General features: G+C 28.2%; 26 protein-coding genes. 23 read left to right on the forward strand and 3 right to left on the reverse strand.

The window, feature by feature from the left end:
• The first annotated feature begins 84 nt into the window (after positions 1-84).
• The 7 genes from ACQPUY_RS03965 (at position 85) to ACQPUY_RS03995 (ending at position 6,695) form a co-directional block, all read left to right on the forward strand.
• Positions 85-1,518, forward strand: a complete 1,434-nt coding sequence (locus ACQPUY_RS03965) for a 6-phospho-beta-glucosidase (protein ID WP_430839628.1) — start codon at positions 85-87, stop codon at positions 1,516-1,518.
• Between the two features lie 92 nt (positions 1,519-1,610).
• On the forward strand, positions 1,611-1,928 hold the full coding sequence (locus tag ACQPUY_RS03970; RefSeq protein ID WP_430839629.1) for a PTS cellobiose transporter subunit IIB: 318 nt from the start codon (positions 1,611-1,613) through the stop codon (positions 1,926-1,928).
• A 27-nt stretch (positions 1,929-1,955) separates the two neighbouring features.
• Positions 1,956-3,956 (forward strand): BglG family transcription antiterminator, encoded by a 2,001-nt coding sequence (locus tag ACQPUY_RS03975; RefSeq protein WP_430839630.1) that lies wholly within the window; start codon positions 1,956-1,958, stop codon positions 3,954-3,956.
• A gap of 21 nt (positions 3,957-3,977) precedes the next feature.
• Positions 3,978-4,325, forward strand: coding sequence for a PTS cellobiose transporter subunit IIA (locus tag ACQPUY_RS03980; protein WP_430839631.1), 348 nt, complete (start codon positions 3,978-3,980; stop codon positions 4,323-4,325).
• Complete coding sequence (locus ACQPUY_RS03985; RefSeq protein WP_430839632.1) at positions 4,318-4,818, forward strand: hypothetical protein; 501 nt, start codon at positions 4,318-4,320, stop codon at positions 4,816-4,818. The genes ACQPUY_RS03980 and ACQPUY_RS03985 overlap by 8 nt, the downstream gene beginning before the upstream one ends.
• A gap of 18 nt (positions 4,819-4,836) precedes the next feature.
• Complete coding sequence (gene celB, locus ACQPUY_RS03990; protein ID WP_430839633.1) at positions 4,837-6,195, forward strand: PTS cellobiose transporter subunit IIC; 1,359 nt, start codon at positions 4,837-4,839, stop codon at positions 6,193-6,195.
• Positions 6,196-6,386: 191 nt separating this feature from the next.
• Complete coding sequence (locus tag ACQPUY_RS03995; protein ID WP_430839634.1) at positions 6,387-6,695, forward strand: SemiSWEET transporter; 309 nt, start codon at positions 6,387-6,389, stop codon at positions 6,693-6,695.
• A gap of 307 nt (positions 6,696-7,002) precedes the next feature.
• On the opposite strand, the gene ACQPUY_RS04000 is transcribed toward ACQPUY_RS03995, so the two are convergent.
• Positions 7,003-7,770: a histidinol-phosphatase HisJ family protein gene (locus ACQPUY_RS04000; protein ID WP_430839635.1), complete on the reverse strand. Its 768-nt coding sequence runs from the start codon at positions 7,768-7,770 to the stop codon at positions 7,003-7,005.
• A 192-nt stretch (positions 7,771-7,962) separates the two neighbouring features.
• On the opposite strand from ACQPUY_RS04000, the gene ACQPUY_RS04005 reads away from it, so the two are divergent.
• The 14 genes from ACQPUY_RS04005 (at position 7,963) to ACQPUY_RS04070 (ending at position 22,537) form a co-directional block, all read left to right on the forward strand.
• On the forward strand, positions 7,963-8,325 hold the full coding sequence (locus ACQPUY_RS04005) for a hypothetical protein (RefSeq protein WP_430839636.1): 363 nt from the start codon (positions 7,963-7,965) through the stop codon (positions 8,323-8,325).
• 14 nt (positions 8,326-8,339) lie between these two features.
• Positions 8,340-9,590, forward strand: a complete 1,251-nt coding sequence (locus tag ACQPUY_RS04010; protein ID WP_430839637.1) for a TcaA 3rd/4th domain-containing protein — start codon at positions 8,340-8,342, stop codon at positions 9,588-9,590.
• Positions 9,591-9,607: 17 nt separating this feature from the next.
• Complete coding sequence (locus ACQPUY_RS04015) at positions 9,608-10,951, forward strand: murein hydrolase activator EnvC family protein (RefSeq protein ID WP_430839638.1); 1,344 nt, start codon at positions 9,608-9,610, stop codon at positions 10,949-10,951.
• Between the two features lie 533 nt (positions 10,952-11,484).
• Positions 11,485-11,655, forward strand: coding sequence for a hypothetical protein (locus ACQPUY_RS04020; RefSeq protein WP_430839639.1), 171 nt, complete (start codon positions 11,485-11,487; stop codon positions 11,653-11,655).
• Between the two features lie 81 nt (positions 11,656-11,736).
• Positions 11,737-12,534: a hypothetical protein gene (locus ACQPUY_RS04025; protein ID WP_430839640.1), complete on the forward strand. Its 798-nt coding sequence runs from the start codon at positions 11,737-11,739 to the stop codon at positions 12,532-12,534.
• Positions 12,535-12,641: 107 nt separating this feature from the next.
• Positions 12,642-13,925, forward strand: coding sequence for a trigger factor (gene tig, locus ACQPUY_RS04030; protein WP_430839641.1), 1,284 nt, complete (start codon positions 12,642-12,644; stop codon positions 13,923-13,925).
• A gap of 155 nt (positions 13,926-14,080) precedes the next feature.
• Positions 14,081-14,683: an ATP-dependent Clp endopeptidase proteolytic subunit ClpP gene (gene clpP / locus ACQPUY_RS04035; RefSeq protein WP_430839642.1), complete on the forward strand. Its 603-nt coding sequence runs from the start codon at positions 14,081-14,083 to the stop codon at positions 14,681-14,683.
• 29 nt (positions 14,684-14,712) lie between these two features.
• Positions 14,713-16,008, forward strand: a complete 1,296-nt coding sequence (gene clpX, locus ACQPUY_RS04040) for an ATP-dependent Clp protease ATP-binding subunit ClpX (protein WP_430839643.1) — start codon at positions 14,713-14,715, stop codon at positions 16,006-16,008.
• A 181-nt stretch (positions 16,009-16,189) separates the two neighbouring features.
• The gene (gene lonB, locus ACQPUY_RS04045) at positions 16,190-17,863 is read left to right on the forward strand and encodes an ATP-dependent protease LonB (RefSeq protein WP_430839644.1); all 1,674 of its coding nucleotides are present in this window, start codon (positions 16,190-16,192) and stop codon (positions 17,861-17,863) included.
• 251 nt (positions 17,864-18,114) lie between these two features.
• Entirely contained in the window at positions 18,115-20,445 is a 2,331-nt protein-coding gene (gene lon / locus ACQPUY_RS04050; protein ID WP_430839645.1) for an endopeptidase La, read from the forward strand.
• On the forward strand, positions 20,438-21,037 hold the full coding sequence (yihA, locus tag ACQPUY_RS04055; protein ID WP_430839646.1) for a ribosome biogenesis GTP-binding protein YihA/YsxC: 600 nt from the start codon (positions 20,438-20,440) through the stop codon (positions 21,035-21,037). The genes lon and yihA overlap by 8 nt, the downstream gene beginning before the upstream one ends.
• Before the next feature lie 153 nt (positions 21,038-21,190).
• Positions 21,191-21,595 (forward strand): hypothetical protein, encoded by a 405-nt coding sequence (locus ACQPUY_RS04060; RefSeq protein ID WP_430839647.1) that lies wholly within the window; start codon positions 21,191-21,193, stop codon positions 21,593-21,595.
• A gap of 25 nt (positions 21,596-21,620) precedes the next feature.
• A complete protein-coding gene (locus tag ACQPUY_RS04065) occupies positions 21,621-21,896 on the forward strand; it encodes a hypothetical protein (protein WP_430839648.1) in 276 nt (91 codons plus the stop codon).
• 113 nt (positions 21,897-22,009) lie between these two features.
• Complete coding sequence (locus ACQPUY_RS04070) at positions 22,010-22,537, forward strand: hypothetical protein (protein WP_430839649.1); 528 nt, start codon at positions 22,010-22,012, stop codon at positions 22,535-22,537.
• A 193-nt stretch (positions 22,538-22,730) separates the two neighbouring features.
• On the opposite strand, the gene ACQPUY_RS04075 is transcribed toward ACQPUY_RS04070, so the two are convergent.
• Positions 22,731-23,138 (reverse strand): Fur family transcriptional regulator, encoded by a 408-nt coding sequence (locus tag ACQPUY_RS04075; protein WP_430839650.1) that lies wholly within the window; start codon positions 23,136-23,138, stop codon positions 22,731-22,733.
• 302 nt (positions 23,139-23,440) lie between these two features.
• Between ACQPUY_RS04075 and ACQPUY_RS04080 the strand changes: the two genes are divergently transcribed.
• Both ACQPUY_RS04080 and ACQPUY_RS04085 read left to right on the forward strand, forming a co-directional pair.
• Entirely contained in the window at positions 23,441-23,773 is a 333-nt protein-coding gene (locus ACQPUY_RS04080) for a hypothetical protein (protein ID WP_430839651.1), read from the forward strand.
• A gap of 271 nt (positions 23,774-24,044) precedes the next feature.
• The gene (locus tag ACQPUY_RS04085; RefSeq protein ID WP_430839652.1) at positions 24,045-24,266 is read left to right on the forward strand and encodes a hypothetical protein; all 222 of its coding nucleotides are present in this window, start codon (positions 24,045-24,047) and stop codon (positions 24,264-24,266) included.
• 271 nt (positions 24,267-24,537) lie between these two features.
• Here the strand turns inward: ACQPUY_RS04085 and ACQPUY_RS04090 are convergent, their stop codons facing one another.
• A complete protein-coding gene (locus tag ACQPUY_RS04090; protein WP_430839653.1) occupies positions 24,538-26,004 on the reverse strand; it encodes a nicotinate phosphoribosyltransferase in 1,467 nt (488 codons plus the stop codon).
• Positions 26,005-26,044 lie beyond the last annotated feature (40 nt).

Here is a 26,044-nt window from a genome sequence, read left to right on the forward strand (position 1 = left end):
GAGGATTTTGAATTAATATCAAATTGTTAGTCAAACTTCGTGAAAACGTTATATAAGCGATTAGTATAAAAGGAGGAGATTGTAGTGACAAAGTTATCAGATAATTTTCTTTGGGGAGGGGCAGTAGCTGCTCATCAACTGGAAGGTGCTTATAGAGAAGGTGGCAAAGGAATAAGTGTAGCGGATGTAATGACAGCAGGAGCAAATGGGGTAGATCGTAAAATTACAGAAGGAATTTTAGAAGGAGAATATTATCCTAACCATGAAGCTATTGATTTCTATCATAAGTATAAAGAAGATATTGCACTTTTGGCAGAAATGGGATTTAAGTGCTTTAGAACATCAATCGCATGGACAAGGATTTTCCCAAATGGTGATGAGGAGAAGCCAAATGAAGAAGGATTAAAATTCTATGATGATCTATTTGATGAATGTTTAAAATATGGTATTGAACCAGTCATTACCTTATCACATTTTGAACTTCCTTATCATCTAGTAACAGAATATGGCGGTTTCCGTAATCGTAAGTTGATTGAATTCTTTGAAAGATTTGCTAGGACATGTTTTGAAAGATATAAAAATAAAGTTAAGTATTGGATGACTTTCAATGAAATAAATAATCAGGCAAATTATAAAACAGATTTTGCACCATTTACAAATTCAGGTATTTATTATAAAGAAGGAGAAGATCGTGAAGCAATTATGTATCAGGCTGCACATTATGAACTTGTGGCTAGTGCACGTGCAGTAAAAATTGGACATGAAATAAATCCAAATTTTAAAATAGGATGTATGATTGCAATGTGTCCTATTTATCCAGCAACATGTGCACCAAAAGATATTTTAATGGCTCAGAAAGCAATGCAAAAGCGCTATTATTTTACAGATGTTCATGTACATGGTGAATATCCAGAGCATATTAAAAAATACCTTTCTCGTAAAGGAATACATTTAGATTTTACTGAAGAGGATGCTAAGGAACTTAAAGAAGGGTGTGTTGATTATATAGGCTTCAGCTATTATATGTCATTTGCAGCAAAATATCATGAAGGAAATGAGTCATTTGAGTATGATGAAACAAGGGATTTAGTAAAAAATGAATATGTAAAGGCATCTGAATGGGGATGGCAGATTGATCCGGAAGGGCTTAGATATTCACTAAACTGGTTTACTGATATGTATCATTTACCATTATTTATTGTTGAAAATGGATTTGGTGCCATTGATGAACTAAGTGAAGATGGAGTAGTACATGATACTTATCGTATTGACTACTTAAAAGCTCATATAAAGGAAATGATAAAAGCTGTAGATGAAGATGGAGTTGAGCTTATGGGATATACTCCTTGGGGATGTATAGATTTAGTATCAGCAGGAACTGGTGAAATGAAAAAACGTTATGGATTTATCTATGTGGATAAAGATAATGAAGGAAATGGTACACTAAAAAGATTAAAAAAAGAATCATTTAACTGGTATAAAAAAGTTATTGAAACAAATGGTGAAATATTAGATTAAATTTTAGATTAAACACTAGAACATTAAAAATGTAAAAAAAGTGAATTAAACACTATTATATGATATAATTTTGAAAAATTGGAGTGATTAAAATGAAAAAAGTATTAATAATTTGTGCAGCAGGAATGTCATCATCATTAATGGCTAAAAAGGCAACAGAATTTTTAAAAGGTAAGGGACACGATATTATGGTTGATGCTGTGTCTGCAACAGAAGGAAATAAAATGATAGAATCAAGTGACTTCGATTTATTTTTAGTAAGCCCACAAACAAAGATGTATTATGCTAAATTTGCTGAGATTGGTAAAAAAGTTAACAAGCCAGTTGTAAGCATTCCACCACAAGCATATATTCCAATTCCAGTGGGAATAGAAAAGATGAGTAAGCTTATACTTGAAAATTTAAAATAAATTAATTATTTAAGGAGAGATGTTTAAGTGTTGAGCAATAAAGAAAAAGTAATTTTAGAATTTCTTATTAGTAATAGAGGTAGGATGACAACTAGTAGTGAAGTTGCTGATAAATTAAATTTATCAGATCGTACTATACGAAATTATATAAAAAGATTGCAAGATATATTACTAGAAAATGGTGCTGAAATTATTGCAAAACAAGGACAAGGTTATACACTTCAAGTGAATCATGAAGTTAACTTTGAAACATTTCTTCAAAAAAATAATACTGATTTAATAAAAAAAAATGATTTACATTTAGATGACTCAAAAGATAGACAATATTATATTTTAAATAAATTATTATTTGAAGATGCTTATGTGTTATTTGATGATTTATGTGACGAACTATTTGTAAGTCGTTCTACTTTATCAAATGATTTTTCAGAAATTAGAAATTCTCTAAAATCATATAATCTTTCTGTCATAAGTAAAGTGAAAAAAGGTGTATATGTTGAAGGAGACGAGCGTGACAAGCGTCATTTTATAATGGATTATTTCTTTGGAAACAGTTTTAGTATTTCTATAAACAAATATGTTGGAAATACATTATTTTTAAACGATATAAGCTTTGAAGAAATAACAATAATTGTATTAGATGAGTGTAGAGGAGCTGGACTAAGGCTATCAGATTACATAATACAGAATCTTGTTTTGCATATTGCCTTAGCAGTAAGGCGTATAAAGGATGGATTCCAATTATCCATGGGTGAAGCTGATAAATCTATAGAAGGCAGAAAAGAATTTTTAGTTGCAAAGCAAATTTTAAAGCGCATAACATGTTCTAATAATATACAATTTCCTAAGGAAGAGGCATATTATATAGCATTACATCTAAGAGTAAAATCTATTTCTAATGGTGAAGATGAAATTGCTGAGTTTGATAGCAAAAAGAATATATGTGATGAATTGGTTGATATTTTAGAATGCATTGAAAATGATACAGGATATTGTATAAGAAATGATCAGCAACTTATTAATGGGCTTATGGCACATTTTTATCCATTACTGATGAGGCTTGAACATGATGTTAAATTAGAGAATCCTTTACTTTATGAAATAAGAGAGAAGTATGGAGATATTCTTAAGCTTACAAAACACTATCTATCAACGATGTCTATTTTAAATGACTATAAAGTATCAGATAGTGAATGGGCATATATATGTCTGCATTTTATGGCTGCCATTGAAAGGTGCAAAGACAATAAAAAATTAAATGTATTGGTTATATGTGCTACAGGATATGGAAGCGGACAAATGCTTAAGATGAGGCTTAAAAAAGAATTTGGACAACATATAAATATTATAGATGTAATTGGGTATTATGAAATCACTGATGAAATACTTAAGGGAATTGATCTTATTATTTCTTCAATTGATTTGTATACTGTAGTTTTCAATGTTCCTGTTATTCATGTAAGCGTTTTTTTAAATGATAATGAAATTAGTAATATAAAAGACTTTATTGAAAAAAGAATATCTGTGGATAATAAGAATGATAAAAATAATAGTTCATTGATGATATCTGAGAAAAGGTTGTTGGTTGATAAGTTTTTTAAAGATGATTGCTTCCATATTGTAAAGGGATCAATTACAAAAGAAAAGGCTATAGAAGAATTAGTAGATTCTCTTCAAAAATATGAAGAGCCTGATTATTCTAAAATTATGATTAGACAGATAGCTCAGCGTGAATATATGAGTTCAGTTGTATTTAGCGATAAAATTGCTGTGCCACACCCAGCTAAATCAGTTGGAGAAAATGCACGTATTGCTGTAGCACTTATTCATGAAGGAGTATATTGGAATGATGAATTTCAAGATATAAAATTTATATTTTTATTATCACCATCAAAATTTGAGAATACAAATTTGAAGAATATTACACGAGCAATTGTTTCATTAACTGAAGATAATGATATACAAAAGCAGCTATTAAAAAGTAATAATTTTGATGAGTTTAAAGAGATATTTGCAGAATTAATCTAAAGTATGAAGGGAGTAATATTTATGAAAAAAGAAGATTTACAAGTAGTTGCATTTGAAATTATTTTACACAGTGGAGATGCAAGAAGCTTGGTGCATGAAGGATTTAAATTAATGCGTGAAGGTAAGTTTACTGAAGCAGAAAAAAAGATGGAAGATGCTAATACTAAGCTCCTTGAAGCTCATAAATGTCAAACAAGTTTATTACAGAGTTATGCTTCTGGAGAAGAAATAGTAATGGAAGTAATTATGGTTCATGCACAAGATCACTTAATGACTACAATGACATTGAGAGAAATGGCACTTGAATTTTTAGAAATGTATAAGCAAGTTAATCATTCCTTAAAATTTGGAGAAATCTGCAATGGATAGGTTAGAAAAAGAGAAGCTTGAAAAAAGAAGGCAGGAAATGAGTTTAAAGACAATGTATTTTAATAGGTTTTTATTAATTCGTTATATTACAGCAGGCTTCTTCTTTGTAAACTTATATTGGTTTTTTTCTCTTATTATGAGCAATACAATATGGGTTTTAGTACCAGGAGTAAATCTAGTGTTTATAACAATAGCTGCCTTTGAGCAATGTGCTATGGTTAGTTCACCTATTGATAATGCAAAGAAAACGATTCTTACATATAAGGAAATATTAATTGTAAATATATTACTTATAGCAGCTTTATTTACACCACTATTTAATGATTTATTTCCATTTTTAACAAAAAGTATAAAATCATATTGTTTAATTCTGGGGATTGTTATTATAGGAATAATTTTTTGTTCAATTTCCTTAAAGAGATTAGAAAAGATTAAAAATCGTACTGATAAACAATTTAATTATGTAAAAAAATATGAACAAGCGATTAAATAGGAAAAGGGGAGAATATGAATGGAAACAAATAAAGGTTTTGAGATTTTAGAAAAGTACTTAATGGGACCTATGGGTAAATTATCACAATTACGTCTTGTACGTGCAGTTATGGCTGCAGGTATGGCATGTATTCCATTTACAATTGTAGGATCAATGTTCTTAGTATTAAATATACTACCTCAAACATTAACTTTTTTAGAAGATATTTTTAATAATACATTCTTTCGTATAAGTGATTTATATATGCTTGCTAATAAAGCTACAATGGGAATTTTAGCACTTTATTTCTGTCTTATTATTGGATATGAATATACAAAGATTTTTAGAGAGGAAGAGGAGCTTAATCTTAATCCATTAAATGGCGCACTTCTTTCTATGTTTGCATTCTTTATGACTCTTCCAGAATTAATACTTAAAGATGGAAAGATAAGTTTAGTTAATGAAATTACTGACAGTACAAATATAATTAATGGATGGAATATTGGAAGTGATGGTGTGTCACGTTTAGGTACTACTGGTATATTTACTGCAATTATTATGTCTATTATAGCTGTTCAGATATATCGTTTATGTGTTAAACATAATTTAATTATAAAAATGCCAGATGCAGTTCCAGAAGGGGTATCTCGTTCATTCACTGCTTTAATACCAGCATTTCTTGTAGCACTTGCTGTAATTTTAATTAATGGTATATTCATTGTATTTGGTACTGATATTTTCAGAGTTATTGCAATACCATTCTCATTTGTAAGTAATTTAACTAACAGCTGGTTAGGAGTTGTAGTAATCTATTTCTTAATGTCAGCTTTATGGGTAGTAGGTATTCATGGAGCAAATATTATAGGAGCTTTCTTAACACCAATTGTTTTATCAAATATGCAACTTAATATACAAGGAGCTAATATTCCTTTTGCAGGTGAATTCCAAAATTCATTTGTTATCATGGGAGGTTCTGGTGCTACACTTGGACTTACAATATTCATAGCATTCTTAGCTAAATCAGAACAACTTAAAGTGTTAGGACGTGCAGGTGTTGTACCATCAATATTCAATATTAATGAACCAATGATATTTGGGCTTCCAATAATCTATAATCCATACCTTGCAATTCCATTTTTCTTAGCTCCAATGGTTTGTGCATCGACAGCTTATTGGGCTATTAAACTACAAATGGTAAGCCCAATGATAGCACAAGTTCCATGGCCATCACCAATTGGAATTGGAGCATTTATAGGTACTGCTGGAGATTATAGAGCACTATTATTATCATTAATAAATGGAGTTATTGCATTCTTGATTTATTTACCATTCATAAAAATGTATGATAATAAATTAGTTAAAGAAGAACAAGAAAATAAAGAATTAGTATTAGAATAAAAAATATTGAAACTATATGTTGATTTAAAATTTAGATAATAAATATGATGTAAAACGGACTGTATGATTAAAAGGTATTACTTTCATACAGTTTGTTTTCTGATTAAAGCTATCAGAATAATGTTTATTGATTTATTTTGAAAAAATTTTTTTAAGATAATGAGTAAAAAAGGATTCATATTAACAATATATTGGATTTTAAGTTAAATAATACTGAAATAAATTTGGAAAATAAAATGATGAGAATTGGAGATAAGTATATGATAGGAAGTATTGCTGCGTGTTTTACGACATTAGCATTTGTACCACAAGCAATAAAAGTGATTAAAACAAAGGATACTGCTGGAATTTCATTAGAAATGTATATTATGTCAGTTACAGGAGTATTATTGTGGGCCATTCATGGTCTTAGAATTCAAGATATGGCATTAATTGTAGCAAACAGTATTACCTTTGTTTTATCTTTGATTATTTTAGTATGTAAAATTAGATATAAATAATTTTTTATAAATTAAATAAAATGCAATTTATTACACAATACAGATGATTACTATCTGGAAATATATGATTACAAGAGTCGATAACAAGAGTTAAAGTGATATAAATAACACAAAATTAATGGAATTTTATAGAATTATATATAAAGTAGTTCATAAGTTATTTTACTCTTTAGGAAATTATAAAAATGTTACCCTGTGAACAACCTTTTATAATTTCCTTTCTTTAGTTCTGAAGTGCTTCTACTAATTTTGCAACGGAATAAGCAAAATTAGTAGAAGTACTTTTTTATTATAGATTTTTAAATTTTTATATTAATTCTATTTTTCTATTATTAAAGTAGACTCCCTTTAAACCTAATTCATCTATGAATTTTAAAGCAATATCGAAGTTCTTGTATATATTTAAGTGACTATGTGCATCTGATCCTAAAGTAACATATTTTCCACCTAAATCTTTATAAAGTTTGTATATATCTTTTAATGCTAGTTGAGCTTCAGGGATATGAAGTCTTGAGGTATTTAGTTCTAATACTTTGCCTTTATTCAATAATGTAGAAAATATTGCAGAAATAATATCTTTGTACTCTGAAACTAATATTTCTTTATTATCAAAAGAGCAGTATCTGCAAGGATAATCTATATGGGATAATGCATCATAATTATTATAAATCTCCACACATTTTAGCATATCTTCGAAATAATAATTGAAGTAATCTTTTTTATTGTAGCCTTGATGTGTATATTCTGCGTATATATCCAGGCCTCTTACTGCATGGATAGAACCTAACACGAAGTCAAAATCATAATTTGCTGCTATATTTTCATTTTCTATAAGTGTATTTTCTGTTAATCCTATTTCAATTCCTAGTTTAACTTTATTAGATCTATATTTTTCATATTCATTAAAATAACTTGGAATATTAAATTTAAACTCCTCTTTAACTGGGTAGTCTAAATCCATATGGTCAGTAATTATTATTCCTATATTTTTTTCTTTTCCAATAGTAATTGCATCTAATATATTCATTTTGCTATCACTAGAAAATTTTGAGTGCATATGGCTATCAAAAATCATCTTAATCCCTCCTTATAATTTTAAATTATAACATATATATGTTAAATTCTTACTATATAAAATATCTTGATTAATATCATTATTGAATATAAAATAAAGGTATTTAAAAAGTTGATAAGGCAGATAAAGCCTTGATTAATATTATTATTGAATATAGAATTAAATAAAAATATAGGGAAAAGGTGTGTTTATATGAAAAAATTATTTCAAGTACAAAATTTAGTATTCTATAAAGAAGATTTTTTAGATAATATAGATCAATATGAAGATGTTATTTCTATTATCCAAGAGCTTAGTCCTAAGTTAAAGTATGAAGAAATAGAAGTAGTTGAAGAAAATGATTGTTGTGAAGCTACTAATAAAAACTATATAATTGAAATTCAAGGATTCTTAAATGAAAATGATGATTTCTTTACAAGGGAAGAGGTTGAATTATTAAGTAAAGTAGGATCACAATCAAGCAAATTAGGATCACTAGGAATGCTAGATTTATTTGTTATCAGAGTATACAAATGTTTAAATTGTAATAAATGGATAATAGATATTTTAGAATAAAGGATGGAAAGGTATTGGAGAAATTAAAGAAGTTAGTAAGAGGTTTTAAGAAAAATTTTAAATTGTTAATAAAGGATATTAGTAATTTAACCTTTGAAAATTTAAAAGATTTTATAAAGAGAAGAAAATTATTAATTTTAGTAACTCTTGTATTAATATTTGCTATTATTGTCTTTGGTGTAGGCAAATATAAGTCTTCAAAAAATATAGTATTAAAGAATTTAGAAATTGCTTTAAAAGAAAATAAACCAGAGAAAATTTATAAAGAAATTAAATTAGATGGTAACAAAATAAGTAAAAATGAGTTTGAACCCTTAGCTGAATATTATTCAGAAAATACATCAAAAGTAGATAATATTATTAAAAATTTAAAATCTAATGGTGAAAGTGGATATTTTAGTTTAATTAATGATAAAATACTATTTTTTGACAATTATCATATTGAAATAAAACCAGTCGCTGTAGAAATAAATACTAATTTTGATGAAACTAAAGTTTATATAAATGGAATTAAATTTGAAGAAACTAATTTGAAAAGAAACTTAATTCCTGGGAAATACTTAATAAAGGGTGAATTAGATACTTTATATGGAGTAATTGAAGAAGAAAAAGAAGTATATATAATGGAAGATTTTGCTTATAACTTAAATATGCCTGCTATAAACATAAATTTGACTTCTAATTTTGAAGATGCAAAAGTTTTTATTAATGATGAAGATATTAATAAAAGCGTGAAGGATATACAAAAATATGGCCCTATACCCTTAAATAAGGAAATAAATATTCAGTTAGAAAGAGAATTTCCTTGGGGAACATTAAAAAGTGATAAGGTTACTATTGGTACTTTACCGAATATAAATATAGATATAAATATGGTTAATGACAATTTAATAGATGGGGTTAATAAATCTTGCAACAGTTTTTATACTAGTGTTTTCAATGCGTTAAATGATTCAGATTACTCTTTAATAGAGAATTCTAGAGATGATGCAAAAAGTAAAATTTATGACAGTATAAAAAGGGAAAGCTTATTTTTAAAGAATAATTATGAACTTAATGATTTAAATACTGAAATTAAAAGTAGCGAGTTTTATTATGAAGATGGTATTTATAAGGGAAATATAGTAATTAAATTAAACTACAATATAAGTAAAAAAATACTTCCATTTATAGATAATAATGTGGAGGAAATGTTCTTAACTCAAATTGAATTTGAAAATAATCAATGGATTATAGTTGATGTACAAAAGTTTACTTTAGAATAACTTTCGGGGGGATGGCTATGAATAGAATTTTAAAGGTAATAACACTAACTATTACGGTAGTTTTTTCAGCAAATATTATAGCCTTTGCAGAATCAAGTTCATCTTTACAAGATAAGATTAATCAAAATAAAAATGAAATTGATAATTTGGAAGATGAAAAAGACAAGGTTAATAGTGAAATAGATAATCAAAATAGCGAACTTCAAGGAATATTAGATAAAATTGATGAAAAAAGTAAGGAGCTAGAAGCAGCTAAGGAAGAAGTGAATTATTATCAGTCAAAGATTGATGAAGTTCAAGAAGAGATTGATATAATAAATAATAAAATAGTTAAATCTGAAAATGAGATTGCTAGTAAAGAAGAGTTAATTGCTGAAAAAGAAAAGGAGCAAATTAAACTAAAAGAAAACATAGATAGAAGGCTTGTGAGTTACTATAAAATGGATGTAGCAACTCAGTACATATATTTAATATTAAAAAGTGAAGATATTTTATCTTTATTTAATAATATACAAAGCGTTTTTAGAATAATTAATTTAGATAGAACATTAGCTCAGCAAGCAAAAGATTTACAAGCACAATTAGAAAGTGAAAAAAGTGAAATTGCTAAAGAGTTAGAAAATATAGAAAACAATAAAAAGGAAGTTGTATCAAGACAGGATGAATTAAAAGAAGCTCAAAAGGAATATTTAGCAAAGGAAGAATATCATCAAAGTCAAATGAATGAACTTCGTGAATTAGAATCCACAAAATCAGGATTAATTGCGTCGTTAACAGATAAACAACAGGAGTTAGCAGATCAAATTGGAGATTTAGTTTCATATAATCAAGATCTTCAGCAAGAGTTAGATAATATTTTTGCAAACATAAATAATAATAGTAATAATAATTCTGGAAGTAATGGAAACAATTCAGATTCTAGTGGTAATAATAATTCAGGTGATAATGGAAATAGTGGTGTTCCTGGGGATCCAAGTACTGAAACCTTTTTAAGACCGGGCTCAGGAGTTGTTACAGATAATTATGGACCAAGAATTAATCCTGTAACTGGAGAGGCAGGTTTCCATACAGGTATTGATTTAGGTGATCCATATGGTGCTCCAGTTGCAGCATCTAAAAGTGGAGTAGTAGTATATTCAGGATGGATTAGTGGATATGGTAATACAATAATTCTAGATCATGGTGGTGGAGTTCAAACTCTTTATGGTCATAATAGTGAATTAATTGTAGATGTTGGAGAAACAGTTTATAGAGGACAAACTATTGCTAAGGTTGGGTCAACTGGAATGAGTACAGGCCCTCATATTCATTGGGAAATAAGAATTAATGGACAACATATAGATCCATCACCATATGTATAAAATGAAAAATATAATACTAAGAATGTATATTTTTTGATAAAAAGGCCTAAGGGCCTTTTTGCTTATATAATTTTATGTGAGAATTAGATATTAAAATGGTCTAAATATAGATCAATAAAATAAAAAAATTATAATTATATGATAAAAAAATACTTCTTTATAAATTCCTCATATAAAAAAACCTGCACAAAATTTTTGCACAGGTTAAAGGGTTTTATGTTCATTTAAGAAAGGGAATAAATGAACATATGTGGGGTTTTATTAAAACTGTTAAAAATATTAACAGTAGTATGGGCTATTTACTTTAAATTTTATTATGTAAAATATATAATAAATGTAAATATATTATATTATAATTATATTATATTTGGTCAAAAAAACAAATAGTTTTTATAAAAAAAATCGAAGCTTATAATATTTTAATAGAATATATCAATTTATAGTATATAATAAAATTAAAAAAATTAAAAATAAATAAAATATATGGAGATTTACTCAAAATACAGTATATAATATAAATTGAGGTGATTTAAATGTTAAATATTAAGACTGAAGATTTATTGAAGGCTACGCCAGAATATGAATCATACGATAAAAATGAAGCAAAGCTAACAGTAGAAGAGCTAAGGGAGAATGGTCTTATAAAATGTGGGGGATGTTGTAGCACAAAGGGCGGTTCATGTGGCTGTGGAAGCAGAAAATAATAATTCAATGAACTTGTTTCAAGAAATATATTAGTTAATGCTTTTAATATATAATTATTAATATTTAGGAGGTAATTAGGTGTGAAAAAACCTAGCATATTCAGTAGAGACTATGAGAGACAGATGAAAAAAAGAAGAAGAAGAATAGCTCTAATATCAATTTTAGGGATTTTCTTTATTGGATTTTTATTTATGAAGATATCAATGAGTAGTATAAATATGGATACATTAAAAAATAAAGTGCAAAATTGGATTGATGAAGATAAAGTAATGCCTGAAGAAAATGCTACTGATATTGAAGAAGAAAATAACTCAGAAGAAGAAACACCTAAAGAACCAGAGGAACCAGAAAGTAAGACTATGGATTTATTAGTTAGAGATGGAGTTGTATTAAAGGCAGAATACGAAGAAGTTAATGGGGTAGTTAAGTTTAAGGGGATAGAAGATGCTCCAAGTAATATTTATTACACTTTAAATCCAGATAAAAACTTAGTATTAACTATTGATGAAAATCAAGATATGAAAATATTTAATGTTGATGCAAAAGAAGTGAATATAACAAAAGATAGCTATACAGCTCCAAATGGAGAGGCTTTTAATAAAACATCAGTTTTACAAACATATAATGGATACCTATGGAATGTAGAGGCTAAGTTTATTGATAATACTACTGTTGCATATATCAGTAATGTACCTTACTTTGGATATGATTTAAATAAGTACATTTGGGTAGTAAACTTAAATAATAATAGCCATACAACTTTATGGAATTCTAAGGGAAAAGAAATAAAAATTGGTGATATCAAAGAAAAAGGTTTAGAAGTTACTATAGATGGCAATGTTAAATATATAAACTCAGGTGGAGAGTTAATAAATTAAAGAAAAATAAATGAACAAATATTTGAAAGTAATTGATATTATATGGTATAATATCGTAGTTATATCAATTATGATAGTATCTTACTATTTTAGGAGGAAAGAATACGATGGAAGCTAAAATGGAAAAAATAGAGAAAAACCTTGTTAAGTTCGAAATAACAGTTGAAGCTGCTAAGTTTCAAGATGCTATAAAGAGAGCTTATGATAAAAATGTTAAAAACTTTAATGTGCCAGGATTTAGAAAAGGAAAAGTTCCTATGGCTATAGTTAAAAAGTATTATGGAGTAGGAGTATTAATGGAAGATGCAATTAACTTTGCAATAGAAGGTTCATATTCAAAGGCATTAGAAGAAAATAACATAACTCCAGTTGACTATCCACAAATAGACATAGTAACTGCAGAAGAAGGAAAAGATTTCGTTTATACTGCAGAAGTAACTGTTTATCCAGAAGTTGAATTAGGAGAATACAAGGGCTTAAAAGTTGAAAAGCCATCTTATGAAGTAACTGAAGAAGATGTAGAAGCAAAATTAAAAGAAATGCAAGAAAAGAATGCAAGAATTGAAACTAAGGAAGACGGAGAAGTAGCTACTGGTGATACAGCAGTTATTGACTTTAAAGGCTTTATTGATGATGTAGCTTTTGAAGGTGGAGAAGGTAAAGACTATTCACTTGAAATAGGTTCAGGTACTTTCATAGATAACTTTGAAGATCAATTAGTTGGCTCAAAAGCAGGAGATAAGGTAGAAGTTAATGTAACTTTCCCTGAAAACTATGGAAGAGAAGAATTAAACAATAAAAAAGCTAAATTCGAAGTTTTAGTTAAAGAAATTAAGGTTAAAGAATTACCAGAAATAGATGATGAATTTGCTAAAGAAACTTCTGAGTTTGATACATTAGCTGATTTAAAAGCTGATATAATTAAGAAGATGGAAGAAGCAAATGCAGATAGAGCTGAAAAAGAATATGAAGATGCTATAATAAAAGCTGTAGTTGAAAATGCTAAGGTAGAAGTACCAGCAGTTATGATTGAAAAAGAAATAGATACTATGGTTAAAAACTTAGAGCAAAGACTTCAATATCAAGGATTAAACTTAGAACAATACTTCCAATTCACTGGAACAGATGAAGCTAAGATGAGAGAATACATGAAGGAAAATGCTGAAGTAAAAGTTAAAACAGACTTAGTATTAGAAGCTGTTGAAAAAGCAGAAAACATAGATGTAACTGAAGAAGAGCTAAAAGAAAAAGCAACAGAAGTTGCAAAGATGTATTCAGCTGGTGAAGATGAAAAAATGGTAGATTTATTATTAAATAGCCAAAAGGCTGCTTTAACTGTTGATGTTAAAGTTTCAAAAACAATAAAATTATTAGTAGAAAATAATAAATAAGAGAAAAATGTAATTGCCAGAATTTAATTCTGGCAATTATTTCAAATAACCATTAACAAAATAAACAAAATTATATATAATTTAATATAATTAGTTTTTTAATAATATGGATATATTATAAAAGAAGGTAAATTATAGAGAAGGAGGGAATAGAAATGAGTTTAGTTCCTATGGTAGTAGAACAAACTAGTAGGGGAGAAAGATCTTACGATATTTTTTCAAGATTATTAAAAGATAGAATAATAATGCTAAGTGGAGAAATTAATGATACTGTATCTAACTTAGTAGTTGCACAGCTATTATTTTTAGAAAGTGAAGATCCAGATAAAGATATTTATTTATACATAAATAGTCCAGGAGGATCAATAACTTCAGGTATGGCTATTTATGATACAATGCAATATATTAAACCAGATGTTTCAACTATATGTATAGGTATGGCAGCATCAATGGGGTCATTCTTACTTTCATCTGGAGCAAAAGGAAAGAGATTTGCATTACCAAATAGTGAAATTATGATTCATCAGCCATTAGGTGGTTTCCAAGGCCAAGCAACTGATTTTGATATTCACGCTAAAAGAATATTAAAGATTAAAGAATCTTTAAATAAGATTTTAAGTGAAAATACTAATCAACCATTAGAAAAAATTAAGGCAGACGTTGAAAGAGATTACTTTATGTCAGCAGATGAAGCTATGAATTATGGGTTAGTAGATAAAGTAATTACTAAAAATGAAAAAGGTAGTGACGAAAAATAGTTCTATCTAAACCTAAGTGAGGTGAATTTATGGCTAAATATGATGAAAAGAAACAATTAAAATGCTCTTTTTGTGGCAAAAATCAAGAGCAAGTTAAAAGATTAATAGCTGGTCCAGGAGTATATATTTGTGATGAATGTATAGATCTTTGTTCAGAAATAATCGCAGATGAATTTGAAGATAGTATTGAATTAGACACAACAAGTGTACCTAAACCAAATGAAATAAAGAATTATTTAGATCAATATGTAATAGGTCAAGAAAAGGCTAAAAAGTCTTTATCTGTTGCAGTTTATAATCACTATAAAAGAATAAATTCAAATTTAGTAGATGATGAAATTGAGCTTCAAAAAAGTAATATCTTATTATTAGGTCCAACAGGATCAGGAAAAACTTTACTAGCTCAAACATTGGCTAAATTTTTGAATGTTCCTTTTGCCATTGCCGATGCTACAACATTAACTGAAGCTGGATATGTAGGTGAAGACGTAGAAAATATATTATTAAAGCTAATACAAAATGCTGATTATGATATAGAAAGAGCAGAAAAAGGAATTATTTATATAGATGAAATAGATAAGATTGCAAGAAAATCAGAGAATCCATCTATTACAAGAGATGTATCAGGAGAAGGAGTTCAACAAGCATTATTAAAGATACTTGAAGGAACTACTGCTTCAGTTCCACCACAAGGTGGAAGAAAGCATCCTCATCAAGAGTTCTTACAAATAAATACTTCAAATATATTATTTATTTGCGGTGGAGCCTTTGATGGAATAGATAAAATAATTGAAAAGAGAACTGAAAAGAGTTCTATTGGATTTGGAGCTAATATATCTTCTAAGCATACTAAAGACGTTGGTAAATTACTTCAAGATATAATGCCTGGAGATTTATTAAAATTTGGGCTTATACCTGAATTTGTAGGTAGATTACCAGTTGTTGTAACTTTAGAATCTTTAGATAGTGATGCATTAATAAATATACTAACTCAACCTAAAAATGCATTAGTGAAACAATATAGAAAATTATTTGAAATGGATAATGTTGAATTAAGTTTCACATCTGACTCTTTAAAGGCTATAGCAGATGAAGCTATAAAAAGAAAAACTGGCGCAAGAGGATTGAGATCTATAGTTGAGGAATTGATGACAGAAGTTATGTTTGATATTCCATCAGATGAAGCTATATCTAAAGTTATTATTAACGAAGATTGTATATCTGAAAAGAAGAATCCAGAAGTAGTTAGGCTGCCAGAAGGTGAAGTAAGACCACAATTAAAAGCTAAAAAAGTGAAAAAAAGAAAAGGCATTGAAACTGCTTAATATAGAAACATCTTATTGTTATTTTTAACTTTAAGATGTTTTTATTTTTTTTTATTTTAAAGATAAATCATGGAAATTTACCCTTTTTTTATAGAATATTTAATTTGCATTAAGTTAATAATATTTATATGACTAAAAAGAAGGGAGGACGCATTTACTTTAAAAAGTTAATGCAAAGGATATGACTGAAATATTAGTGATATTACAAATAATAACTATGTTACTCTTTATTTACTATATGGTTAATAACAATAAGGGGCATAACGCTAATAAGGTTGTGATTGAAAGAGAAAATATAAAGGAAATGGATAAGTTAAGAAAGATGAGAAGTGTTCAATTAACTCAACCATTAACTGAGAAAAGTAGACCAACTAGTTTTGATGAGATTATAGGTCAAGAGGAAGGAATTAAAGCTCTTAAGGCTGCTTTATGTGGTCCTAATCCACAACATGTTATAATATATGGACCTCCAGGGGTAGGGAAAACTGCAGCAGCAAGATTAGTTTTAGAAGAAGCTAAGAAGTCTAATAAATCACCTTTTAAACAAGATGCAAAATTTATAGAAATAGATGCAACTACTATTAGATTTGATGAAAGAGGGATTGCAGATCCTTTAATTGGTTCAGTTCATGATCCAATATATCAAGGGGCTGGATCCTTAGGAGTAGCGGGTATTCCTCAGCCAAAACCAGGAGCTGTAACAAAGGCTCATGGTGGGATTTTATTTATGGATGAAATAGGTGAATTACACCATATAGAATTAAATAAATTATTAAAGGTATTAGAAGATAGAAAAGTATTTTTAGATAGTGCATATTATAGCAGTGAAAATCCTAATATGCCTGATTATATAAGAGAAATTTTTGATAATGGATTACCAGCGGATTTTAGATTAATCGGAGCAACTACTAGAAGCCCGGAAGAAATAGTTCCGGCCATAAGATCCAGATGTGTTGAAATATTCTTTAGAGCTCTTCATACAGATGAAATTAAAATTATTGCTAAAAATGCTGCCTCTAAAGTTGGATTAAGTATAGATGAGGAATCTTTAAATTTGTTATCCCAATATTGTACTAATGGTAGAGATGTAGTTAATTTAGTTCAACTTTCATCTGGGGTTGCTATAAATGAAGATAGAACTGATATTGATATAGATGATATTCAATGGGTAATAGAAAATGGTAACTATACACAAATACCGGATAAAAAGATTAAAGAAAAGCCGGAAGTTGGATTAGTTAATGGATTGGCTGTCCATGGTGCTAATATAGGAATATTAATGGAAATAGAAGCAACAGCAAAACAAGTTAGTCATAGATCAGGTAACTTGAAAGTTACAGGAATTGTTGAAGAAGAAGAAATAAGTAGTAGTAATAGAAAAATTAAAAGAAAGAGTACAGCTTATTCATCAATTCAAAATGTATTTACAGTGTTGAACAATATATTTGATTTAGAGTGTGAAAATTATGATATACATATAAATATTCCTGGAGGAATGCCAGTAGATGGACCATCAGCAGGGGTAACTATTGCTACTGCTATATATAGTGCTATAAATAAATTGAAAATTAGTAATAAGGTAGCAATGACAGGTGAGATAAGCTTATTAGGAGAAGTAAAGGCAATTGGGGGAGTTAATGCTAAGATATCTGCAGCAAAAAAAGCAGGAGCTAATAAAGTTATAATACCTATTGAAAATTGGAAAGAAAGTTTTGCTAATTTAGAAGGTATTAAAGTTGTAGCAGTTAAAAATTTAAAAGAAGTAATAGATGAATCAATTTATAAAGAAAGTTTGGGAGAGAATATAGTAATAAATAATAATCTGGATATATTATCAGCAAAATCTGAGGAGTAACATTGAGAATCTGTTGTTATACAACAGATTTTTTCTATTTTCTTCAATAAATAAAAATTTTATTTGATTTTCATTGCTAAATTTTATCTATGTATTATAATATTAGTAAAAACTATGTATAATTAGTATATAATAATTATTATCTATTAATGAAATAAGCTTAAATATATGAGTCTAAAATAGATTGAAAAATAATAATTTTATGTGTATACTAATAAAGTTATACAATTAAAATAAGGAGGATGGGAATAATGAGTGAAAGTTTTATGACTCTGCCTTTAATTCCTTTAAGAGGAATTAGTATCTTTCCTAATATGATAATACACTTTGATGTAGGAAGAGAAAAATCTAGAGAGGCTATAGAGATAGCAATGGAAAATCAAACTGAGATTTTCTTATCAACTCAAAAGGATTATGAAATTGAAGAGCCTAAATTTGAAGATATATATGAAATTGGAACTATATGTACAATAAAGCAAATAATAAAGTTACCGAATGATGTTATAAGAGTATTAGTAGAAGGAATAGATAGAGGTAGATTAACAGGCTTAAATATTAAGGATGAATACTTAGAAGCAGAAGTAGAGAAAATAGAAGAAGCTTCTAATGATAAGTATGAAGATATAGAGGCATATGTAAAATTATTAAGGGAGAACTTTAGTAAATATATTAAGGCTTCTGGAAACATGAGAAATAATGTTGTTTCTATATTTGATACTATAGAGAATTATAGTGAGCTTACAGATGTAGTAGCTTCTTATGTAATTGTAGATGAAGAAAAGAAACAAGAAATTCTTCAAGAAATAGATTGTATTAAGAGAATCGAAAAACTGTTAGTAATTATGGAAAAGGAAATAGACATATTAAATGTTGAAAGAAAAATAGGAAAGAAGCTTAAGGAAAGTGTTGATAAATCACAAAGAGAATATTATATAAGAGAGCAAATCAGAGTCCTTCAAGAAGAAATCGGAGAAGACGATGAAGATAAGAGGGAAATTGCTAAATATGAGGAAAGAATAAAGAAAGCTAAGTTACCTAAATATGTTAGAGAAAAAGCTGATAGTGAGCTAAATAGATTAAGAGCTGCAGCAGGTCAAGGTTCAGAAAGTAATGTAATAAGAACTTACTTAGATTGGATATTAGATATTCCTTGGAGTAAATCAACAAAGGATAACTTTGATATAAAAGAAGCTGAAGAAATTCTAGATAAAGAACATTATGGATTAGAAGAAGTAAAAGAAAGAATTATTGAATACTTAGCAGTTAAACAATATACAAATAGCTTAAAGGGACCTATATTATGTTTAGTTGGTCCTCCTGGAGTAGGTAAAACTTCTATAGCTAAATCAATAGCACATGCAACAAATAGAAAATATACAAGAATGTCACTTGGTGGTGTTAGAGATGAAGCTGAAATAAGAGGACATAGAAAAACTTATGTTGGTGCTATTCCAGGAAGATTAGCATATGCATTAAAAGAAGCTAAGGTTAATAACCCACTTGTATTATTAGATGAAATAGATAAGCTTGGATATGATAATAGAGGAAATGTTGCTGATGCCCTTTTAGAAGTTTTAGATAGTGAACAAAATAATACATTTAGAGATCACTATTTAGAATTAGATATGGATTTATCTAAGGTTTTATTTATAACTACTGCAAATTCTTTAGATACAATACCTGCACCACTTCTAGATAGAATGGAAATAATAGAAGTATCAGGATACACTTATGAAGAAAAATATCATATTGCAAAGGGATATTTAATACCGAAATTATTAAAGGATCATAAGTTAGAAGAAGGTCAGTTTAAGATATCCGAAGCTGCTATTAAGGAAGTTATAAACTCTTACACAAGAGAAGCAGGAGTAAGAAGTTTAGAAAGAGTACTAGGGAAAATTATAAGAAAATCTATAACAGAAATGATTAAAAATAATAAAAAGTCTATTTCTATAAATGCGAATAGATTAGAAAAGTATTTAGGAAATAAAATTTTTACATTTGATGTTAAAGATAAAGAAGATAGAGTTGGTGTAGTTAAAGGAATGGCATGGACAGCTGCTGGTGGAGATACATTACCAGTTGAATCAGTAACTATGAAAGGTACTGGAAAGTTAACATTAACTGGTCAGCTTGGAGATGTGATGCAAGAATCTGCTAAGATAGCTTTCGGATTTGTAAGAGCAAATGCAAGTAAATATGGAATAAAAGAAGATTTTTATAAAAATACTGATATTCATATACACTTTCCTGAAGGAGCTATTAAAAAGGATGGACCTTCAGCTGGTGTTACAATAATAACTTCAATAGTCTCTGCATTAACTAATAAGAAAGTTAGAAGCAATGTTGCTATGACTGGAGAAGTTACATTAACTGGAAGGGTTTTAGCTATAGGAGGATTGAAAGAAAAGTCTATAGCAGCCTATAGAGCAGGAATTGATACTATTATAATTCCTAAGGAAAATGAAAAAGATATAAATAAGATACCTGATGTGGTTAAAAATAAGCTTAATATTATTGCAGTTGATCATGTTAATGAGGTATTAAATAAAGCTATAATTGGAGTTGATACTATTGTATAAAATTAAAAATTCGGATTTTGTTACATCTGCGGTTAAAAAAGATCAATATCCTACAACTGGGCTTTCAGAAATTGCTTTTGTAGGTCGTTCAAATGTTGGAAAAAGTTCTATTATTAATGCTTTAACTAATAGAAGAAAGTTAGCTAAAGTAAGTCAGACCCCTGGAAAAACTAGACTTATTAATTTTTTTGTAATTAATAATGATGAATTTTATTTAGTTGATTTACCTGGGTATGGATATGCAAAGGTATCTAAAACTGAAAAAGCTAGTTGGGGTAATACAATTGAAACTTATTTAAGTGGACGTAGTGAATTAAAAAGGGTAGTATTATTAGTAGATTCAAGACATAAACCAACTGCAGATGATATACAAATGCATGAATGGATTAAATTTTATGGATATGATGAGGTAATTATAGCTACAAAAAGTGATAAATTATCTAATAATGAATTAAGAAAAAGCGAGAAGATAATTAGAGATACTTTAAAATTAACTAAAGAAGATACATTATATTTCTTTTCTTCAGTGAATAAAAAAGGAAAAGATGAATTAATTGATAAGCTTTTTGCACCATTAGTTGAAAATGAATAGTATAAGGAGCTGTGTACTAAATAATTAGTACACAGCTCCTTTTTGATTAAAAATTTTATAATATTACAATAAAAAACAGTGGCAATTATTATTCGAGGGAATATCATATAGTATAAAACAAAAAAAACTAAAAATCCCAAGGAGGAGTAAGTTATGGAAATGAATGAAATTCTAAATGGTTTAAATTCATGTGGATGTAATGATGATATTGCACCTAACTGTCCACCTCAAACAATTGCACCATGTAATAACGGTGGATTTGGCTTTGGTGGAAGTTGGATTTGGATCTTATTAATCCTATTCTACAGCGGCGGATTCGGCGGCGGATTTGGTGGTAATAGAGGAAGAAAAATGTGTTGCTGTAAGAAGGAGCGTAAACGCGATTGCTGTTGTAAAGAAGTTGACTGTTGCGATGGATATGACGGAGGATATGGTGGAGGATTAGGTAATTGTACACCTTATCTATTCTTATTAGTAATTCTATTCCTTTGTAATGGTTCGAATTTTGGAAACTGTGGAAACTTTGGATGTGGAAATTTACTTGGCGGATTCTGCTAATATAAATTAGAAAGGAGAGAAGATCATGTCAAAGAAAAAACATTGCCGTGAAAAAAAATATGATAATTGCTGCTGCGAGCCAATGTGCTGCGAGCCGATGTGCTGTGAACCAGTAGGAAATTCTTGCTGTGGAACTGGAAATATATTTGGTGGATTAAATAGTTGCATTACACCAATTATATTCTTATTAATAGCATGTGGTTCTGGTTTATTGAATAGTAACTGCTCAGTTCTAATAATATTATTATTCTTACTATGTGGAGGTTGTTTCGGAAATATATTCGGCGGAGACGGCTACTAATAATAGTATAGAGGATGGAGGGCTATGCCCTCCAAAAAAATGCTCTAAATTATAAGCAAAAATAATTTTTTTACATATAATAAAGCAACAGAAATATAATGGGAGGAGCCTTAATGTCTAAAAGAAAGAGAAGGCGTAGGGATGAAAGAAGAAGTAGTGATACTTCTAATAACCTAGGGAATAACGTACCTTTTGGTATAAATCCAGCACAGCTTATGAGTCTATTAGGAGGCAATGTAGACTTTAATCAAATTGGAAATATGCTGTCATCTATGAAGATAGATGGCTTAGATTTAAATAATTTTAACTTAAATCAAGGAAATAACAATCAGCCTAATAGAAATGAGTTTAATTTTGGACCATTACAAGGAATGATGAATAATCTAGGATTAGGAAATATAAATATGCAAGATAGTAATAATGGAGTGTTTAATTCTGGAGATAATAATGCACATATTGAAAAAGAAAGTTTTGATGAAGAAGTTAATAGTGAAAATAAAGAGGATTTTATTGAAGAAGATTTTCTTGAAGATGATGAGAACATACAAATGTTAATAGCTATAAAAAGTATAGTTGATTATAAAAAAGCAACTTTTATAGATAAAGTTATTGAGGCATATAATAAAGGATATTTTAAATGAAAAATAAGTGTATAAAAAAAGATAGCAGAGTTAATACTATAACTGTACCGGAGAAGTATTCTCCTATAGCAAACGTAGAGTAATCTTCGTTTAAGCTAAAACCCCCCCATCCCCCTTTTAGGCCGCTAAAATAGCGGCCTTTCAAATTATAAAGAAAATAAGCTAGAAATTAATTAAACTCCTAGCTTGTTTATTATTTGCAGTTTTTGCATAATCCATAAAAGAAAATTCTATTTGATAAAACTCTGTAATCTGAGCACTCCTCAGCAGTATGATTAAGAGTAGAAAATGAAATATTTTCCAAATCAGAAACCTTACTACAGTTTATACACTGGATATGAGCATGTTCGTTCTGATTAGCATCATATCTGAAATTTCCTTCTCCAACATTAATCTCTTGAACTAATCCAACCTCTACTAAAGTTTTTAGAGCCTTATATACTGTAGCTAAACTCATAGTAGGATACTCAGGTTGAAGTGATTTATATATAATCTCTGCAGAAGGATGTTCTTCTGTACTCATTAAATACTTATAAACTGCTAATCTTTGAGGAGTAAGTTTTAATTTCTTTTCTCTGAAGATAGAAGTTATATTTTCCATAATGCACCATCCTTTTCTATTGTTATCACAATTATATAATAAATAGTGTTAAGTGTCAATATATATTTTATAGTAATTAATAGTAATAAATAATAAATATTAATTAGGAATGATTTTACTATACAATATATGTTTTACTTAAAATACTTGTAATATGATTTATCATATGATATTATACTTATATAAAAGTTGTTAATAAATTAACAAGTGGGAAAATTAAAATTAACTAAAATTATAATATCATAGATTTATGTAATAATATATAATAAAGATAGAATTTATTTTATTAAGGAGGAATTTATATGGGAAAATATAAAGTTGGAGATGAATTAATTGTAATTAGCGATCCTTCTGAAGAAAAGGTAAAGCTAAGAGAATTAACTAAATTAACAACAGATGGTGAATATGCTCAAATTTCTTGGGGATTAAAAATAGTTAATGTAGAATATGATAAGCCATATGTAACATTAACATATAGAAATGTAGATGGGGAATTAAACAAAGTATTTGCTGAATGTAGAGATATAGAAAACTTTGATCATGAAATGGTTTTAGAAAAAGCTTTACTTAAAGCATTTACTAATGAAATAATAAATATTTCAGTAGTTAAAAATAGCAGTCGTTGTAAAAGATAAAAGAGGACATAGTCCTCTTTTATCTTTTTTTACTAATATTCAAAATTTTGTTTGAAATAAATATTTAAAATTATTGTAAAAAATATGTCTAATGATTGAGAAAAGATACTAAATATACAAGAAATAAATATTTATTAAATACAAAAATAAATTAAGTCGATATTTGTCATACAAAAAGAAGTGGTTAATACTTTAAATTAACAATAATATGTAATATAATATAAGAAAATTTTGATTTCGTTTTCAACTATTGGGGTATGGAGGTAAGAGTATGGGTAAGTGTCCATTTTGGTCAACTAATAAAGAAAAGGTTAATTGTTATAGCGATTGTCCAATGCATACGATAAGCAATGAAAGTGGAATTTGTCCTTTTAAGGATTTTTCAATATCAGGAAATAATATATCTTTTAAAGAGAGTTTAAATGATGATTTGTTTTATTCTCAAGATAGATATTTAAATAGTGATGAGGATGATAGGGTTATAAATTATTAAAACATAAGAAAAAGGCTTTTAGGAATTAGTATTTAGGTTAATTCCTAAAAGCCTTTTTTACTCTTTAGAAAATTATAAAGATGTTAGCCTGTTAATAACTTTTTATAATTTCCATCCTTCAGTTTTGAAGTATTAAAATATCATAGCAAGGTGACTTGGAGCGAAGCGACGGAACCTAGATATGATATTTTAATACTTTTTTAGTACAAAACAATATATTGCTATTAATTTGGATTTTACCATGTTTTCAGCAATACAGTATTTCTTATTTTTATCTTATTACCTTATGAAGTAAGTTTTGCTTCAAGTTCCATAATTCTTGAGATAGATCTACATAGTAAGTATGTGGATTTTCAAATCTTAAAATTTCTGGCCACATTTTTAAGCTTTCATTATGAGAAAATTCTTTTATATCTAAAACTGAAGGACTTTCATAAACTTGCTTTCCTTTATCAAAGATCTTAACCATTAATTCTTTAACGTAATAATTTGTAACAGTCTTTCTCTTCCATGTTTCAATTGGATGGAAGATTTCAAGAGGTTTTGATTCATCTATAACCTCATGATTTAAGGCAATTAGATCTGCTACAGCATTATGTGTTTCATTATCATAAACTCTATAGATTTTCTTAAAACCTGGATTAGTTATTTTTTCAGTATTTTCACTGATTTTAATTTTAGGAACTATTTTATCGTTATTTTCAACTGCTACAAGTTTATATACTCCACCAAAAACTGGTTCAGATTTAGCTGTTATTAATCTTTCTCCAACTCCAAAGGAATCTATACAAGCACCTTGATTTAAAACATCTCTAATAATATGTTCATCTAACGAGTTAGAAATTATTATCTTACAGTCTGAATAGCCAGCTGCATCAAGAATTTTTCTACATTTTTTAGTTAAGTAAGTTATGTCTCCAGAATCTATTCTAACACCAGTAGGTCTTTTGCCAAGAGGTTTCAATATTTCATCAAATACCTTTATTGCATTTGGTAAGCCAGATTTTAGAACATTATAAGTATCTATAAGTAATGAACAGTTATCTGGATATACTTCTGCCCAAGCTTTAAAAGCTTCATATTCAGTATCAAATAATTGAACCCAGCTATGAGCCATGGTACCAACCGCAGGAACACTAAAATATTTATCAGCTATAGTACAAGCTGTGGAATCACATCCTCCTATTATAGATGCTCTTGCTCCATATATTGCACCGTCATAACCTTGAGCTCTACGAGAACCAAACTCCATTACAGTTCTTCCAGCAGCAGCTCTACATATTCTATTTGCTTTAGTTGCAATTAATGTTTGGTGATTTATTGTAAGTAAAATCATAGTTTCAATAAATTGAGCTTGAACAACAGGGCCTCTAACTATCACTAATGGTTGATTTGGAAATACGAAATTACCTTCTGGTATAGCCCAAACATCACATTCAAATTTAAAGTTTTTTAGATAATCTAAGAATTCTTCTGAAAAAATATTTTTATTTTTTAAATAATCTATATCTGAATTTGTAAAGTTTAAGTTGTTTAAATACTGAATTAATTGCTCAACACCTGCCATAATACAGTATCCACCACCATCAGGAACTCTTCTAAAATACATATCAAAGTATGCTATTTTATTTTGAATTTCCTTATTGAAATAACCATTTGCCATAGTTAATTCATAAAAGTCAACTAACATAGTAAGGTTACGTTCGTTAGTGACATCGAATCTAATTAAGTTTTCCATGTTTTTCTCCTCTTAAATAAATATCCTTATAAAAATCATA

This window comes from Clostridium nigeriense (assembly GCF_050585245.1).
GTDB lineage: Bacteria > Bacillota > Clostridia > Clostridiales > Clostridiaceae > Clostridium > Clostridium nigeriense_A.